Source organism: Streptomyces sp. NPDC005181 (genome assembly GCF_040608395.1).
In the GTDB taxonomy this organism is placed as follows: domain Bacteria; phylum Actinomycetota; class Actinomycetes; order Streptomycetales; family Streptomycetaceae; genus Streptomyces.
This window is the reverse complement of sequence record NZ_JBEXID010000008.1, coordinates 129,107-144,115: the sequence shown is the minus strand read 5'-3', so window position 1 is coordinate 144,115 and position 15,009 is coordinate 129,107. Positions and strand designations below refer to the sequence as shown.

15 protein-coding genes are annotated in these 15,009 nt (G+C 69.5%); all 15 read right to left on the bottom strand.

Annotated features, from left to right (window positions below; translation table 11 throughout):
• Positions 1-27 precede the first annotated feature (27 nt).
• The 15 genes from ABZV38_RS08615 to ABZV38_RS08545 all read right to left on the bottom strand — a co-directional run bounded on the left by ABZV38_RS08615 (position 28) and on the right by ABZV38_RS08545 (position 14,909).
• Positions 28-450, bottom strand: a complete 423-nt coding sequence (locus ABZV38_RS08615; protein WP_356325963.1) for a hypothetical protein — start codon at positions 448-450, stop codon at positions 28-30.
• A 229-nt stretch (positions 451-679) separates the two neighbouring features.
• The gene (locus ABZV38_RS08610; protein ID WP_356325961.1) at positions 680-1,240 is read right to left on the bottom strand and encodes a hypothetical protein; all 561 of its coding nucleotides are present in this window, start codon (positions 1,238-1,240) and stop codon (positions 680-682) included.
• Positions 1,241-1,390: 150 nt separating this feature from the next.
• Positions 1,391-1,648 (bottom strand): hypothetical protein, encoded by a 258-nt coding sequence (locus ABZV38_RS08605; RefSeq protein ID WP_356325959.1) that lies wholly within the window; start codon positions 1,646-1,648, stop codon positions 1,391-1,393.
• A gap of 2 nt (positions 1,649-1,650) precedes the next feature.
• Positions 1,651-1,869: a hypothetical protein gene (locus tag ABZV38_RS08600; RefSeq protein WP_356325957.1), complete on the bottom strand. Its 219-nt coding sequence runs from the start codon at positions 1,867-1,869 to the stop codon at positions 1,651-1,653.
• 7 nt (positions 1,870-1,876) lie between these two features.
• Positions 1,877-2,746, bottom strand: a complete 870-nt coding sequence (locus ABZV38_RS08595; RefSeq protein WP_356325955.1) for a GH25 family lysozyme — start codon at positions 2,744-2,746, stop codon at positions 1,877-1,879.
• 61 nt (positions 2,747-2,807) lie between these two features.
• A complete protein-coding gene (locus ABZV38_RS08590; protein ID WP_326604269.1) occupies positions 2,808-3,170 on the bottom strand; it encodes a hypothetical protein in 363 nt (120 codons plus the stop codon).
• Positions 3,171-3,242: 72 nt separating this feature from the next.
• Positions 3,243-3,452 (bottom strand): hypothetical protein, encoded by a 210-nt coding sequence (locus tag ABZV38_RS08585; protein ID WP_356325953.1) that lies wholly within the window; start codon positions 3,450-3,452, stop codon positions 3,243-3,245.
• The gene (locus ABZV38_RS08580) at positions 3,449-5,689 is read right to left on the bottom strand and encodes a hypothetical protein (RefSeq protein ID WP_356325951.1); all 2,241 of its coding nucleotides are present in this window, start codon (positions 5,687-5,689) and stop codon (positions 3,449-3,451) included. Before ABZV38_RS08580 ends, ABZV38_RS08585 begins: the two co-directional genes overlap by 4 nt.
• Positions 5,690-5,692: 3 nt before the next feature.
• Complete coding sequence (locus ABZV38_RS08575; RefSeq protein ID WP_356325949.1) at positions 5,693-6,781, bottom strand: hypothetical protein; 1,089 nt, start codon at positions 6,779-6,781, stop codon at positions 5,693-5,695.
• Positions 6,782-6,783: 2 nt separating this feature from the next.
• Positions 6,784-7,725 carry a hypothetical protein gene (locus ABZV38_RS08570; protein WP_356325947.1) on the bottom strand — a complete coding sequence of 314 codons (942 nt, stop codon included), beginning with the start codon at positions 7,723-7,725 and terminating at the stop codon, positions 6,784-6,786.
• A gap of 10 nt (positions 7,726-7,735) precedes the next feature.
• On the bottom strand, positions 7,736-8,635 hold the full coding sequence (locus ABZV38_RS08565; RefSeq protein ID WP_356325945.1) for a hypothetical protein: 900 nt from the start codon (positions 8,633-8,635) through the stop codon (positions 7,736-7,738).
• Positions 8,635-13,464, bottom strand: a complete 4,830-nt coding sequence (locus ABZV38_RS08560; RefSeq protein ID WP_356325943.1) for a phage tail tape measure protein — start codon at positions 13,462-13,464, stop codon at positions 8,635-8,637. The genes ABZV38_RS08565 and ABZV38_RS08560 overlap by 1 nt, the downstream gene beginning before the upstream one ends.
• A complete protein-coding gene (locus ABZV38_RS08555; protein WP_356325941.1) occupies positions 13,465-13,746 on the bottom strand; it encodes a hypothetical protein in 282 nt (93 codons plus the stop codon).
• 50 nt (positions 13,747-13,796) lie between these two features.
• The gene (locus tag ABZV38_RS08550; protein WP_356325939.1) at positions 13,797-14,408 is read right to left on the bottom strand and encodes a hypothetical protein; all 612 of its coding nucleotides are present in this window, start codon (positions 14,406-14,408) and stop codon (positions 13,797-13,799) included.
• Between the two features lie 15 nt (positions 14,409-14,423).
• Positions 14,424-14,909 carry a hypothetical protein gene (locus ABZV38_RS08545; protein ID WP_356325937.1) on the bottom strand — a complete coding sequence of 162 codons (486 nt, stop codon included), beginning with the start codon at positions 14,907-14,909 and terminating at the stop codon, positions 14,424-14,426.
• Positions 14,910-15,009 lie beyond the last annotated feature (100 nt).

Genomic DNA, 15,009 nt, shown 5'->3' with positions numbered 1-15,009 from the left:
CGGGACTGCTCCAAGAGGTCGTTGGTCTCATGCGGCGCGCAGGGCCCGGGTCTCGAACAGCGGCGCCCACTGGGCGTTGCGTTCGATGAGGAGCCGCACGTACCGGCTGCGGAAGTTGTTGTTGAGCCGGAAGACATCGCCGCTGGTGGCTTCGCCGTAGCGCCAGCGCAGGAGCTCGAAGAGCATCCCGATGCCGACGCGTTTGAAGCCCTTGGCGACGCAGTCGGTGGTCAGTGCCTCCAGGTGCCGCAGCACCCACGGGTTGAGGGCGTGGAACGCCTCGAACCGCTGCTGGATGGACTGGCCGGGGTGGATGTCGGGCTGCTGGACGGGCTGGATGTCATCCAGGCCGGGCAGCTGCTGCTGGATGGCCAGGCCGGGGTAGCTGGCCAACTGCTGGACGGGCTGGCTGCCGTCCAGGCCGGGCAGTTGCGTCTGCTGGTAGGGCACGAAACCCCCGAAAGTGCGCTCACACTTGAATGGTGTGGCACATCTTTACCGATAGGAGTCACGTGATCAACCGGCGAGGTACCCCCGGGCCCGCGCCGGCGGGTCGGCGATCGGGCCACGCGCGTGGTGGCGTACATGCATTCCTCCCAAGAGCAAGGCCAGCGTCGCCCTTTGCGACGCTGGCCTTATTCTATCAAACTTGGGAAGGGTGTCTAGCTGTTTGTGCAGGTCAGGGGCGCTTTGCGGCGAGTCCGCGCGGGACGATCACGGAGCCGGGGCCGGTGTACCGCCTCTGCCGGAACGCCGCCTCCACCTGCGGGTTGACCGCCCACGGCACGGTGCGGGCCTTCGCCTGCATCATCGGCGCCGCCACATTGGTCAAGGTGTCCAGCAGCCATATCGGCGACCCCGACAGCGAGTAGTCCGGCGCCACGAACCCGCCCTTGCGGACCGCCGACGACATGCTCTGCTGGCTGGACAGGCCGAACAGCTGTGTCGTCTCCTGCAGACCCAGCAGCGGCGGCACCTCGTCCACGCTCTCCGTCCACGCACCGGGCTCCTGCTCGGCGACGAACTGCTGCAGCACCCTGCGGTCCATCTCCTTGCGCCGCGGCGCGATCTTCTCGAAGTCCCGCACGAACGACATCAGCCAGTACGGCGACCCCGAAATGATCACCGCACGGTCGTAGTTCAGGATCCCCCGGCCCAACCACTGCGTGATCAGCGTCCCCGGCACCCCGTACACGGCTGCGAACTCCTGCCTGCCGGCCAGGAACGGCTTCTTCGGCATTGCCGACCCCCTCTTCTCCCACTGACGTTGTATCTAGAATACAGCTAGGCTCGCCCCGGTGTTCGAGATCACCGGCTGCTAGGGTGAATGCTCCAAGAGGTCGAGGCCCCCACCGCGTGCGGTGGGGGCTTTGGTCTTTCCCGACCTGGGTCAGCCAAGCGGCGTCGGCTGCGACTCCTGGTACTGCGGCGGCGCCGCGTACCCCAGCAGCCAGCCAAAACGCGGGCTGATGTGCAGCTCGGCCCAGCGGAACACCAGGTAGTAGGCGCCCGCGAACGCCGACGTCTCCAGCGACACCAACACGGTGCTGTCCAGGTCGATGCCGAGGCGCAGAGCCTGGGTGATCAGCCATCCGGCGAGGATCGGCGCGAGGGTCCGCACCAGCGACAGAAGGTAGTTGAAGAGCATTCTCACTCCTTGGGTTGGCGGGCGACCGCAGCGTTCGCCCAGAACATGACTTCTTCGAGCCGGAACAGGGCGGCCTGCTTCTCCGCCCCGGCCGGCAGCTCGGCGTTCAGCGTCAGCGCGAGGTCCAGGCACACCGTGCGGACGTCCTCGTGCGCCTGGCGGCGCGCGGCGGTGTCGGCCGGGTGGAACGTGAACCGGCGGATGATCTCTTCGGCGTCCATCCGTCCCTCACTTCCGGCCGTAGGCGAGGGTGAACAGGTAGGCCCAGCCGCGCGGCCCGATAGCCACGTCGTGCGGCTTGCCCTTCTCCCGGAACTGCGGGTGCGCGGCGAAGAACTTGCCCACCCCGGCCTGCGTGCGCGGCCCGTACGTGTCGGACAGGTCCCGGTCGCTGATGGTCAGGAACTTGGCCTTGCGCAGCGCCTTCTGCAGCTCCTTCGCCGACGGGCGGGACTTGCCCGGCGCCAGGCCCGCGGGGAACTTCGGCGGCGCGTAGGGCTTCGCCGTCGGCGGCTTGGGCGTCGGCGGCTTGGGGGTGGCGGGCGCGCCCGCCCACTTCTTCCAGTCCTCGACCGTGGCGAAGTTGCACACGTTGACGTCGGTGTGGTTGCGGATGCCGTACTGGTGGACCACCCACGAGTGCGTGACGCGCGGGTGGCCGGCGGCCGCGCCCGGGTCGGCGATCCACAGGCCGTCGCCGCACTTGCTGGTGGTGTCGCGGTTCTTCCAGTAGTCGAGGTTGCAGTACAGCACCACCCGCAGGTGCGGCCGCAGCTTGTTCACGGCCGCCAGGAACGCGTCCTTGTCGGCGCACGACGGCACGGTCCCCGACGTGGTGGTCTCCCAGTCGCACGCGAGGATGTCGCCCGCCTTGGGCTGGGCACAGTGGATGAAGTACTCGGCCTGCGCCTGGACGTTGCCCGGCCACAGGAAGTGGTACCAGCCGACCGGCTTGCCCGCCTTGCGGGCGGCCGCGGCCTGCGCCACCCGCAAGGGGTTGGCGTAGGTGCGGCCCTCGGACGCCTTGATGATGACGACGTCCACACCCGTCAGGTCCGGGTGTGGCTGCAGCGAACTGATGTCGATGGCCTTGATCATGTTGTTGCCCGGTGCTTCTCCCCCGCGCCGGACGGATGGTGCTGCAGCGGCGCAGACCCTGCTACGGGCCTGCGCCGATCCTGCTGGTGAACCACAGCTGCACCAGGCCCAGCAGTAACGGGGCGACGAACACCGCCACCAGCCACTTGCGGGTGTTGGCGGCCTGCTGCTGGTCGCTCTCGCGCTGGCGGACCGCGGCCTCCTGCGCATCCTCAACCGCCTGGATCCGCTGGTTCACCAGACGCTGGTCGGCCTGGTAGACGTCCTTGGTGACCATCTGCTCGAACCGCTGGCTCATCGCGGCGAGATCACCGCGCAGGTCGTCACGAAGCTGCTTGATGCCGTCGCTCTGGTCTTCGCGAAGCTGCTGGAGCGTGCGGTGCAGCTCCCACAAGGTGGGATCGGCGTTCGGCGGCTGCGTCACCGCGCACTCCCTTGGTTGGCGTGCCCCGCGCCGCATCCGATCTTACGGGCACGGGGCGACACCACAGCGGGGTCAGGCCATCTCGGGCTGCGGATCGATGAGGATCGCCGACACGATCTCCATGGCCTGCTGGCACAGACCGCACTGGACGCTGGGCGTCCCGGCGTTGGAGTACAACTCGGCCACGTCGAAAGGCGGCTGGCCGTAGTTTTCACACGTCTCGGTGACGCACTGGACCACTGCGGCGTAGTACTTGCCCGGCTCGAAAACGAGATCGCTCATGATCCGACCACCATCCAGAAGACCGTCGTAGTGACCGCAGTCGAACGGGTGAGCCACACCGTCAGACCAGTTGCGGTGACGCTGGTCGCAGCCACACCGGTCACGCTGGTTCCCGGCACGGTGGTGTTCGCGGTGACGAACGCGCGGAAGGTGCTCCCGGCCACGTGCAGGCCGCTCACTGTGAAGCTCGTCGGGGCGTTGATCGCGCTCGGAGTGATGTTCACGGACCCGAAGGCCATGTTCCCTGCGGTCAGGCGCCCCGGTGCGGTGATCTTGTCCGCGCTCAGGACGATCTCGGAGTCGGCTGCGACCGGCCCCGTCTCGGAGTACAGGTTGATCTCCGCCGCCGAGTTGCCCAGGTCGCTTCCGCTCGACAGCAGGAGTTCGTACAGGCCCCCGCCCAGGAAGGAGTACAGGACCCCCGCCTCTTCCTGCAGGGAGGTCTGACCCGAGACGCCGAAACGAACGTCACCGGCCGTCAACGCGCCGTAGTAGTCGACGCCGAACCTGCTGTCGTAGGTGAAGTAGGCGCTGCGCCCGTTGCCGTCGTCGGGCACGATCTCGGCGAGGACCTTGCCGGTGGCGTCCGTGGCGAAGAAGCGGTTGCCCAACAGCGCGAGCCGCGCGCCCGACTTGGCGGTCTGGACCGTGGCACCGGTGATGACCTGCCCGTCGATCGCCCCCGCCACAATGTTGCTCGCCGTGAGCGCCCCCATCTCCACGACCTCGATCGCGAACATGTCGATCTCGGCCGTGCCGCCGCCACCCGTGTAGTTCACGAACACGATGGGGGTGATGTACCGGACGTTGGCGTGCAGCTGGCCGGGTGCGTTGGCATTCGGCCTGGCGCCGCCGGTGGGGGTAGCTGAAGTGCCCTTGATGTAGCCGGTGTACGTCACCCACCCGGCGCCGGCCGTCAGGTCCTGGGCGCTGGCTGCGACGAAGAACTGGGTGGAGGTCGAGTTCGCACCCGTGGCGTTCACCCAGGTCACGCCGTCGGCCGCGATTCCCGCCACACCCGCGTAGAACTTCTGGTTGGTGCCGGGCGTGCTGTTCGCGACGGTCTGGCGGACCCGGGCGCTCACCCGGTAGGTGACGCCCGGATCGAACGGGATCTTGACGTCGGGCCGGTAGCCGGCCGCGATGTAGCCGACGCACCGCATCACGCTGCTGCCGGACTGGGCGTCGGCGACCGCCACGGTGGTCATGGAACCGGCCCCGGATTCACTCCACTTGGAGGCCTGGTCGCCGAAGTCGTAGAACTTCTGGCCGACCTGCCCCTGCAGCCCGACCGACAGCCGGTCGACGTTGATCGTCCCGGCGTTGATCGCGGACGCGTCGAGGTTCTTGATGGTCGCCTTGGACGCGTCGAACGTCCCGACGACGATCTTGCTGGCGTCGAGGGAGGAGATCACGCCGGACGCGGCCGTGATGGTGCCCGCCACGAACTTGTCGGCGGTGAGGGTGTTCACCGCCATCAGGTCGCCGGTCAGGCTCAGGGCCTTGATCTGGGCGGCGGTGATACTGGCGGCGATCAGGACCTCGGCGGCCATGGTCCCCACCGCGAGGCGGTCGCCGTTGAGCTCCCCGACGACCAGCTTCGGTGTGGTGATCGAGCCGTCGGCGATCTCGGTCTTGCCGACCGCTGCCGCTGCGATCTTCGCGCGGGTGACGGCGTCGTCGGCGAGCGCGAGTTCGCTGATGATGCCGTCCAGGACGGCCTGGGCGACGACAGGCGTCGGCCCGGCCGGTCCCGCAACCGGCGACGGGTCGGAGACGACACCGGATGTCGAGACGCACACCAGCCGCACCCACACCGGGCCTCCCGCCGGCACGGTCATCGTGCCGCCCTGCGCCGAGTAGAACGCGGAGAACAGGGACCCGCCGTCGGGGAACTCCGGGTCGGTCGAGGAGTGCACCTCCACGTACGCGAAGTCTGCCGGGGCCTGGGCGCCACCGGCGAAGGAGCCGTCCCAGACCACGGCGACACCGCCGAGGACCGAGGTGATCGTGGGCGTCCCCGGCACAGGCGGCGGGGGGCCGTTGACGGCCGCGACCGCAAGGGTGCCGTCGTGCTGCAGGCCGATGCTGCCGCGTATCGTCCCGAAGTCGTCGTAGACGGCGATGGCGCCGTTCTCGATCGAGGAGTTCGCCAGGCGGCTGGTACGGGACAGGTCCCGCACCAGCCGTTCCAGTGTGGCGATCCTGCCCGCCAGAACGGCGAGGGTGTCAGCCAAGGGTCAGCCTCCGTAAGTGAAGGAGTCGGCGCGCGCCAGGCGCACCGTCATCCGTTCTTGCTGGTCCCCCTGCGCCGGCGTGAGCGTCCATCCGGTCACCCGCGCCCATCCGTCGTAGTCGGTCCACTGGTCGTGGACCTGCACCCACACGTCGTCGCCCACCGCGAAGGAGCCGAAGCGGGCGGCGGGGTGGTCGATGAGGTCGACCTCCGGGATGTCGCCGCGTATCTGGCGGGCGATCCGCTCGGTGCGGGCCCTCGCCGACAGCTGGTCCTGGCCCTTCACCGCGGGCAGGTCCATGACTTCCTCGAGGCGCAGCCGCCCGTCACGGACGGCGTCGATCGCTCGCAGCCGCGCCCGGCCCTCACCCGAGCCGAGGGCGACGACGACCTGCGCGTAGGTGTCGCCGTCGTAGATGACCGGCTCAGGAACGGCGATGTTCACGCCGGTCGTGAACGACACGTCCGTACGGCGGGTACCAAGGCGCGGCCAGCCGATACGGAACCTGCGCCGCGGCACGTCGCCCGACCACTCGACCTGCTCGGTCCACTCCGGGCCGCCGTCGGCGCCGACCGCGTCGACGATCAGGTCCGCGAGGGTGCGGGTCTCCCACCAGCCGGAGGCGTACGGCTCCTCCGGGGTGCCGATCTTCGCCTTGGAGGTGGTGGCGTCGACGAGGACCTGCAGGTCCCCGTCGGGCTGCTCCTGGCAGTACGCCCACACGTCCCGCATCAGCTTGCACGGGTCGCCGTATGTGTACGGGCCGCGCGCGTTGAGGTTGCCGTGGAGGTCGTGGCGGCGTCCCAGGTACGAGGTGAACCCGGCGGCCTCGATCGGGTACCGGCCGGCCTCCGGTTCGGCCCGCCAGATCACGCCTCCCCACATGAGCTTGGAGTCCCGCTCGGCGAACAGCATCGTGTTGCCGGGGTCGACCATGGAGCCCAGCACATGCGCCAGGTGCGGTTCCAGCGTCGCCGTCAGGCTCCCCGGACCGTTCAGCTCCGGGCCGTAGGAGACATCCGACAGCGGCAGGTCCCATGCCAGGACCTGCCCCGTCAGCGCGCTGCACGTCAGATAGCGGTAGGAGTGCACGCTTAGAACACGCCCTCCTCGAACTCCACGTCCGCGATAGCGGTCGTGGCCACGTCTACCTGCAGCGTTCCGGCGGCCGCGTTGTCCATGGCGACCATGGACTGCAGCAGCTGCGTGGTGCCGCGCATCGCCGAGGGCACGGTGATGGTGTCGGCGGAGACCAGGTTCACGCGCTGGGAGCGGTCACCGGTGGTGAACGGGCCCGTATCGAAGTTGATGCCCTGGCCCTGGACGGTGCCGAGCTTGAACGCGGCGTGCCCCCACAGGCTGCCGTTCATGACCTGCGTTGCGGCGACGGTGAAGATGATGCGGGCCCGCACCGCCCACACGGGCACGGCTATGTTCCAGCGGGCCGCAGTCGGATACGACACGTACGTGCCCTTGGCGTTGCCGCCCCAGTTCTGGTCGGCGGACGGGGACGCGGTGTAGATCTGCCGGTCACGGCGGGGGTTGGCGATGGTCCGCAGGTCGGTGATCATCGCGGTGGTGATCGTGGCGGAGTTCGGGCCCTGGGTGATCCTGGCGAGCGGGATCGCGGTCATCCCCGCCGGCGGCTGCGTCGCGGTGGCGCTGACGTTGGAGACGACGTAGAAGTAACCGATGTCGTCGGAGGCCGGGTTGAGGGTGCCTTCGTACTCGGGGTCCAGCACCCGCAGCACAACCATGTCGGTGCGGCCCGTCGCCCCGGTCGGGGCGATGTTCACCGTCGCCGAGCCCACGTTGTACTGGGTGTAGGAGCCCTGGCCCCAGGCGGCTCCCCGCACCACACCGGAGCCGTCGGCGACCTGCACGCCCGCGCCGGGCGTCGTCAGCGGGGTGACCTTCAGGTCGTTGTACTCGGTCACGCCCTGCGACCCGCGGGACAGGTCGCGGATCATCATGCGCATGGTGCGGGCGGGGTGGGTGCCGCCGGTGACCATCATCGGGGGTTGGATCAGCGTCATTCGGAAGTCCTCACAGGGCGGTGTAGGCGTCGCGCCACGACAGGGTCAGGCGGCAGGTGTTCGTGTAGTCGGTGGCGGTCCAGCGGATCTCGCTCTTGCCGGGCGGGATCTGGAACAGGTCCATGCGGCTGCCCGCCGTCAGCGCCGGGGCCGCGTTGCCGGACCCGTTGCGCAGCACCCACCGGGTGCCCGGCCGGGTGTCGATGTCGATGTGCTCCCCGGCCCCGAGGGTGATCTGCAGCTGCAGGTAGCGGCCGGTCTCCACCACCCACACCTTCGGGTTGGTGACCGGCCCGTCGATGCGGACCGTCGGCCACGCCGCCAGATCCCCTTCGTTGAGGACCCACCCGGGGCGCTCGTCCGGGTGCGACACCCCCGTGGTGATCGGGGCGACCATCGGCGCGGTGAAACCCTGCGAGTCGTCGGAGATATCCAGCGGCAGCGTCAGCGACTGCGAGTCGTCCGCATGCCAACGCGGGTCCGTCGCGGCGAAGTCCAGCATGAACGGAATCCAGCCGTAGACGGCCTGCGCCATCGTCGCGGTCTCCACCCGCCGCCACCTGCCGTACAGGCGCTTGACGTCCCGCCCGGGCCACTTCACCCTCAGCACCGCCAGCGCGCCCGGCGTCTTGCGGGTGGCGTCTGTGCCGGTGACCTGCTGCAGGCGGGCCAGCAGGTCGAGGGCGGCCGCCGGGTCGTCGGGGGTGCGGATACCGGCCTCGATCGACACGGTGCGCGTCCCGTACAGGTCGACGCCCGGGAAGCCGCCGTCATCGCTCGGGTTGTCCACATCGGCCGTACGCAGCTCCGGCGCGGCCAGGCCGCTGACCTCGCCGACCGGCAGCAGAGTGCCTCTGCCGATCACCAGGCCGCCACCGACGTCGAACTGGTAGTCCCCAAGGGTTGCCATCAGAGCTTGCCTCCTCGCTGCGCGGCACGAAGGCGCCGCATCACCTCCGCGCCGATCTCCTGCGCAGCCCCGCGGCCGCCACCGCCGGACGTGACGGTCACCGGGATCTGGCCGATCAGCGGCCCGGCCTGCTCCTTCACGACGACGACCTGCACGCCACCGGCCGGCCGGGCGTCCATCCGCATCGGACCGGTCACCCCCTGGGCGGTGAGGGTGTAGCCGAACCGTTGGGCGACGTCCTCGAGGACCGCCGTCGCGTTCGACCGCTTGGACTGCCCGAGCGGGATGTACGCCTCACCGCCCGTGCTGGGCTCCGCGAACCGCACCAGCCCGTTGCTCGTCGCGTACAGGCCGGGCGTCAGGACACCGCCCTGCGCGTACGACAGGCCCTTGTTGGCCCGCCCCAGGTCGGCGACGAACTTCGTGGCCCGCTTCCCAAGCGCCTTCTTCAGCCGGGACAGGCCCGCGTTGGCGACCTCGATGATGCGGTCCTCGCCGAGCTCGGTGTCGTCGGCGACCTGGTGGAGACCGGTCTTGCTCGACTTGATCGCCGAGATGATCGTCAGCAGGTCCGCCAGGTCCTGATCGGACAGCGTCGCCGACGCCGACTTCGACGCCGAGTTCGCCTTCGACGCGGCCGACTTGCTCTTGACGGCCTGCGCGGCCAGGTCGATCGCAGCCTGGTCGCCCTGCTCCGCGAGCCGCGAAGCCAGGTCCCCGTAGCCGGAGGCTGCGAGCGTCGCCAGGTTCTGCTGGAACGTGGCTGTCTGCTTGGCCGCACCGCCGAGCTGGCTGGTGTACTCCGACAGTGACGCCTTCGCGGTCGCGGCCAGCTTCTCCAGGTCCTTGGCCATGGCCTTCATGTACTTCGAGCTGCCCGTGGCCATCTTGTGCGTCAGGTCGATGCCGTCGGCGCCCATCGCCTCCAGTGCATCGGCGACGTCCTTACCGGCACGGCGGGCCACCGTCGCCAGGTCCCTGCGCCACCGCTGCGCCTGCCACACCGCCTTGTCGAGGTTCTTCCCGAACTTGCCCAGGTCCAGGGCGGTGCCCTTCTTGTTCATGGAGTCCGAGCCGATCGACGACAGGGAGAACAGACCCCCGGAGCCCCCGGCCGGCTCGTACGACCACCCAGACAGGCCGCCGTCGGCGTACCAGCGGATGTCCTTGCCGCCCAGGCGGCGAACCGTCTCCTCGGCGATGGCCCGCGAGCGGGTGCGCTTTGTGGGCGACAAAGGGATGTAGCTCTCCCCGCCGGTCTCCCGCTCACCCCAGATGCGGTAGCTCCCCGCCGGTGCGATCTGCGCGACGTGCTGCTCGGGGCGGCGTACGCCGCCGTCCGCGTAGAAGTCGAGGACCGAGCCGCGCGCCTGGGCCTGGACACTGTCGGGGACACCGTTGGCGTCCTTGTCCCAGGACGTGGGCTTGCGGGACAGGTACACGGGGATGGTCACTGACTTCGGGGCGCTCACCGAAACGGAGATCTGTTTGGTACCGGGGATCTGCCGCACACTCGCACCGATCAGGTCCAGCTGCGTCTGCACGGCCCCCATGTCGCCGGACAGCAGCGCCGACGTCAGGGCCATCGCGGCCGCGTTGCCCTTGGTCTTGGCGACCTGTTGGATCAGCGTCAGCATGCCCGTCCACTCTGTGAGGGACTGCTTGCCCGCGGTCTTGAACGCGCCGACGACGCCCTTCAGGTCCTTCTCACTGATCGGCAGGTCCGCACCCCAGATCGCCTGCAGCTGGCTCATGGCGCCCTTCACGTCACCGGACAGAAGGGCCTGCTGCAGGTTGTTCGCCGCGTCCGCGCCCTTCTCCTGGGCGACCTGCGCCAGCAGACCCATGCCGCGCTGCATCTGGACCTTGGCGGCCGCGCTGCCCTTCTTCACCGCCCGGGCCATGTCGGTGACGGCCATCTCCTGCAGGACTTTCGCGAACTTGCCCGGATCGTTGGTCTCTGCGGCGTCGGCGAACTTCTGCGCGGTCTTCTTGCCGTAGCGGGCGGCGATCGCGGGCAGTTGGTCCAGGCCCGCACGGAACGCTTCCGAAGACCGGGACGACGACTCGGAGATGATGCCTTCCAGCTCGTCGGCAACCTTCGTCTTGCCCTTGGACAGCTGCGTGACCAGCTCGTCCAGGATCGGGGCGGAACTCACCCCGAGCTTCGCGAAATGGTCGGTCAGGCCCGTGTACCCGGACATGGCGAGCGCCGACAGGTTCCTCTGGAAGTCCCGCTGCGACTTCAGCTGCTTCTGCAGCTGGTCCATGTAGTCCTTGAGCGTCGCCTTCGCGTTCTTGTTGGACTTGGCGACCTTGTCCTGCGCGTCGGACCACGCCCTGGCCGGGTCGACGATGCCGCCCAGGGCCTGCGCCATGGCCTTCATCTCATCGGTGTACTGCGGCAGCCCGTCCTGGCCGGGCGGCACCAGGAATTCCAGGGACCAGGTCTTCGACGCGTTGATCCTGGCCTGGTTGACCTTGGCGTTGACGATGTCCATGTTCGCGGCGAGCTCGGCCTGCTTCTTCACCGCGTTCGACCAGATGCTGTGCTGCTTGTCCAGGACTTCCATCGCATCGTTGCCCGCGACTGACAGCGTCGAGCTGACCTGCCCGGACTGGTCCACCGAGGCGAACGAAGCGTTTTCCCACACCTTGGCCTTGAGGTCCGCGAGCTTCTGGCCGCCGCTCGTGATGGCGTCCAGAGCGTCGGTCATGTCGAGGCCGACCTTCTTGAGCTTGGCCGCATCGTCGGACTTGGTCAGCGACTCGGTCAGGGCCCGCAGGCCCGCACCCTCGTCGCCCTGCTCGTTCTCCGCGCGCAGGGCCTCCACCAGGTCGTCGGTGGCCATCTTGGCTTTCTGCTTCGACGCCGAGTACGCCGAGTACGCGATGACGCCGATCGCGAGGAGCGCCGTGAGGCCCGACACGGCCAGGCCCGCGCCCTTCAGGACCGCCGGCATGGCCGACTGGCCGGCCTGTGCGGCGGCCAGCGCGATGCGGAACTCGCGCCACTGAGTGGTCAGTTTGGTGACCGCGACGAGGGCCAGCATGCCCCCGGCGGTCACCGCGAGCAGTCCCGCACCGATCTCCTTGAGCGGGCCGGGAGCGTCCGCGAGAGCCCCGGCGAACACCGACACGGCTTCGCCGACGGCCTGCAGGACCGGCAGCAGCGCCCGGCCCAGGTCCATGCCCAGCGCCTTGCTGCGGTTGACGAACAGCTGCCACTGCCCGGCCGTGGTGTCCATCTGCATCTGGAACGCCCGCTGGGTGGCCCCGGCCCGCTCCACCGCGGACGCGATTCCCTGATAGGTGTCGGCGTAGTTCTTGCCGTCGTTGGCGGCCAGCGCCAGCACCGCGCGGGTGGCCCGCACGTCGACGAACAGCTTGGTAATGGCCTCGGACGAGCCGCCCGTGGCCTTCGCCAGCTTGTTGACGACCACGTACAGGCCGTCCTGCTGCACTGCGGAAGCCGCCGAGTCGTACCCGAGTTCCCGCATCGCGTTACTCAGGTCGCGGGTGGGCGCCATCATCCGCGTCATCATCCCGTTCAGCGCCGTCGCGGCCTCCGCCGCGGGGATACCGGTGAGGGTGATCGCGGCGTACGCCGCCGACAGGTCGTCGAACTCGACGCCGGCGGCGGCTGCCATCGGCACCACGTCGCCAAGGTTCTGTGCCAGCTCCTCGAAGGAGATGACGCCCTTGTTGACGGTCTGGAACATGATGTCCATGACGTTGGCGGCGTCACCCGCGCCCAAGCCGTACGCCTTCAGGACACCCAGCAGGGCCCGCGAGGACGCCTCGGTGGTCGTCAGGCCCGCGCTGGCGCCCTTCGCTGCCACTCCGAGGATCGTCATGGCGTCGGCGCCGTCGAAGCCCGTGGAGACGATCTGGTACAGGCCGTCGGCGAGCTGGTTCGACGACTGCGTCAGGTCCTTCGACAGGTCGACGATCTGGTCGGTGAACGACCCGACCGTCGACTGGTTGATCTGCTGGGAGATCGTCATGACGTTGGCCATGCGCTTCTCCAGCGCGATGGCCTGCGCGACACCGGCGCCGAGGACCGCCGTCAGCACCAGACCGGTCTTCAGGTAGCCGTTGACGCGGGCCTGTGTAGCAGCCCTGGCCTCAGCATCCGCAGCGGCCTGCGCCTGACGCACGGCGGCCGCGTTCGCCGCCGCACGCTGCGCCGCTGCCGCCTCTGCCTCCGACCGTGCGGTAACCGCCGTCAGGGCGGTGGCGTCGGCGGCCTGCCGTGCCTGCAACGTCCGGGTGGACAGGGCCGCACCACGAGCGGCCGCAGCCTGCGCGGCAGCGGCCCGACCCTCCTGCAGCGTCTGCGCCTGCGCGGCCTGCGTGGCCGCCCGGGCGGCGGCCGTCGCCGTGGCCTGTGCCGCGGCCGCACCCCGGCCGGTGGTGGCCTGGGCACGGGCGGCCATGGTTTGGGCGACGGCCTGGGCGCGCAGTGCACGCTCGCCGGCCATCACCGCTGCCGCCCGTTCGGTCTCCGCCCGCGCGGCCAGGTTCGCCGCGAGGACCTGCGCACGGCCGTTGCGTTCGGCTGCCGCAGCGGCAGCATTCTGTGCGGCCTGGCTGCGTTGCACGGCGGCGGTGACACGGGTCTGCCCGAGGACCGCGTCAACGGACGCGGACGCCTGCAGGCGGGCCAGGCGTTGTGTGGCCGTCGAGGTTTCCATCAGGCTGCGGTTGACCTGCTGCAGGTGCCCGTCGAACTGGCGCAGCTGCCCGGCACCGGATCGCAGACCGTTGGTCAGTCCGGCGGTCGTCGCCTGCAGGTTGACGTACAGGTTGTAGGCACTGCCTGCCACCTACTGCTCCCGTCTGGGCGTGAGCCCGATCTTGACCCCGCGCCCATCCGGTCCGTCCGGTACCTGCTCCCGCTCCATCTCCAGCAGCTCGCACCCCGGACAGGTGCTCGCATCGGCCACGTACGCGAACCGGTCCCCGCCCAGATCCGGCTTCCACTCATCCGCCCTGGTGCCGCAGCCCGAACACACCGCCCGGCTGTACGCCAGCCACGCAAGAGCTTTGGCCCGGTCCAGTGCCGACCAGCGGCCGTCACCGGCCCCCGTGAACCGGCTGTGCGGCATTCCATAGGTGTGGCATAGCTCCATCTCCGCCCGGAAAGCCGGGTCAGAGATCAGCCTTTTCCCAGGTCCGCCCGCAACGTCTGGTTGATGACGAGAGCGGCCGTGAAAAGTGCCTTCGCCTCGGCGTCCGCCCAGGTGTCCAGGAGCTCCTGCGCGTCGGCCGCGCTCATCCCCTCGACCTCCGCCCCGCCGGCGTCACGCTCGACGTGGCAGGCGGAGATCAGCGCCGCGGGGAACGTGTCGACGTTGTACTCCATGCCCTGGTCGGCCTGCGCCTCAGTGGGGGCGTGGTCGCGCAGCAGCTGCTCCCACACCGGCCGCGGTACGGCCCGGAAAGTGAGGGTCAGCGTGGCGTCCGCGAGGGCGTCCTGTGCCCGCGTCAGGCCCGTATCGGCAGCCAGGACTTGCGGGTTCGACGCCACCCAGGCGTCGCGCTGCTCCTCACGGATGCCCTGCTCAGTGCATTCGGCCAGCGCCCCGGCGCGGGCCTTGGCCAGGTTCAGGGCCGCCTCTGTCACAGCGGTCTTGGCGTCCTGGTCGTCGCAGATCGACAGGGTGCGCTCAGGCAGCTTCCGGGCCCGCAGGCGGGCCATCTTCGCCGACCAGTGCGCGTCCTTGGCAACCGCGGCGGCCGGCGGCTGGGCAGTGGTGTTCGTGGACATGCGGATCCCCCCGGATCAGGTAGTGGCCGGGACGGCGGCGTCGAGCGTCGGGTCGTCGGACACCGCGAAGGTCACGGTGAACTTCGCCGGGTCGCTGCCTGCGGAGTAGGCCGGGGCGCGCGAGGCGACACGGGTGGGGAAGATGTCCATGGACTTCGACGCCGGAACGTCGCCCTTGCGCAGGATGACGACGTACCCTTCCTCGCCCTTGCTGAGGAGGGTTTCGATGGTGTCGCCGGCCTTGTCCTCGTAGAAGGTCAGGGTCGAGGCGTCGGCCTTGTCCTCACCGGGGATCGACGTGGTGAGCGTCGAGCCCATGTCGGGGGTGTCGATCGGGCTGTTGCCGAGCGACCAGCCCGCGATGTCGGAGATCGCGCCGGACAGCTCGGTGCCGCCGGTCAGCTCCGCGCGGGTCGGGACGTTCGTCGCCGCGGCGATCTCCGGCAGGAAGTAGATCTTGGTGACGCCGCGGCGCATGAACCGCTGCTGGGTGGTACCCAAGGGGGGTGCTCACTCTCCGGGGACCCCGGCCTCCGGCAATGGAGGCCCGTCCCCAACAGGTCGCAGGACTGCGAACCAGGGGTGCAGCCCGTACCGGTGT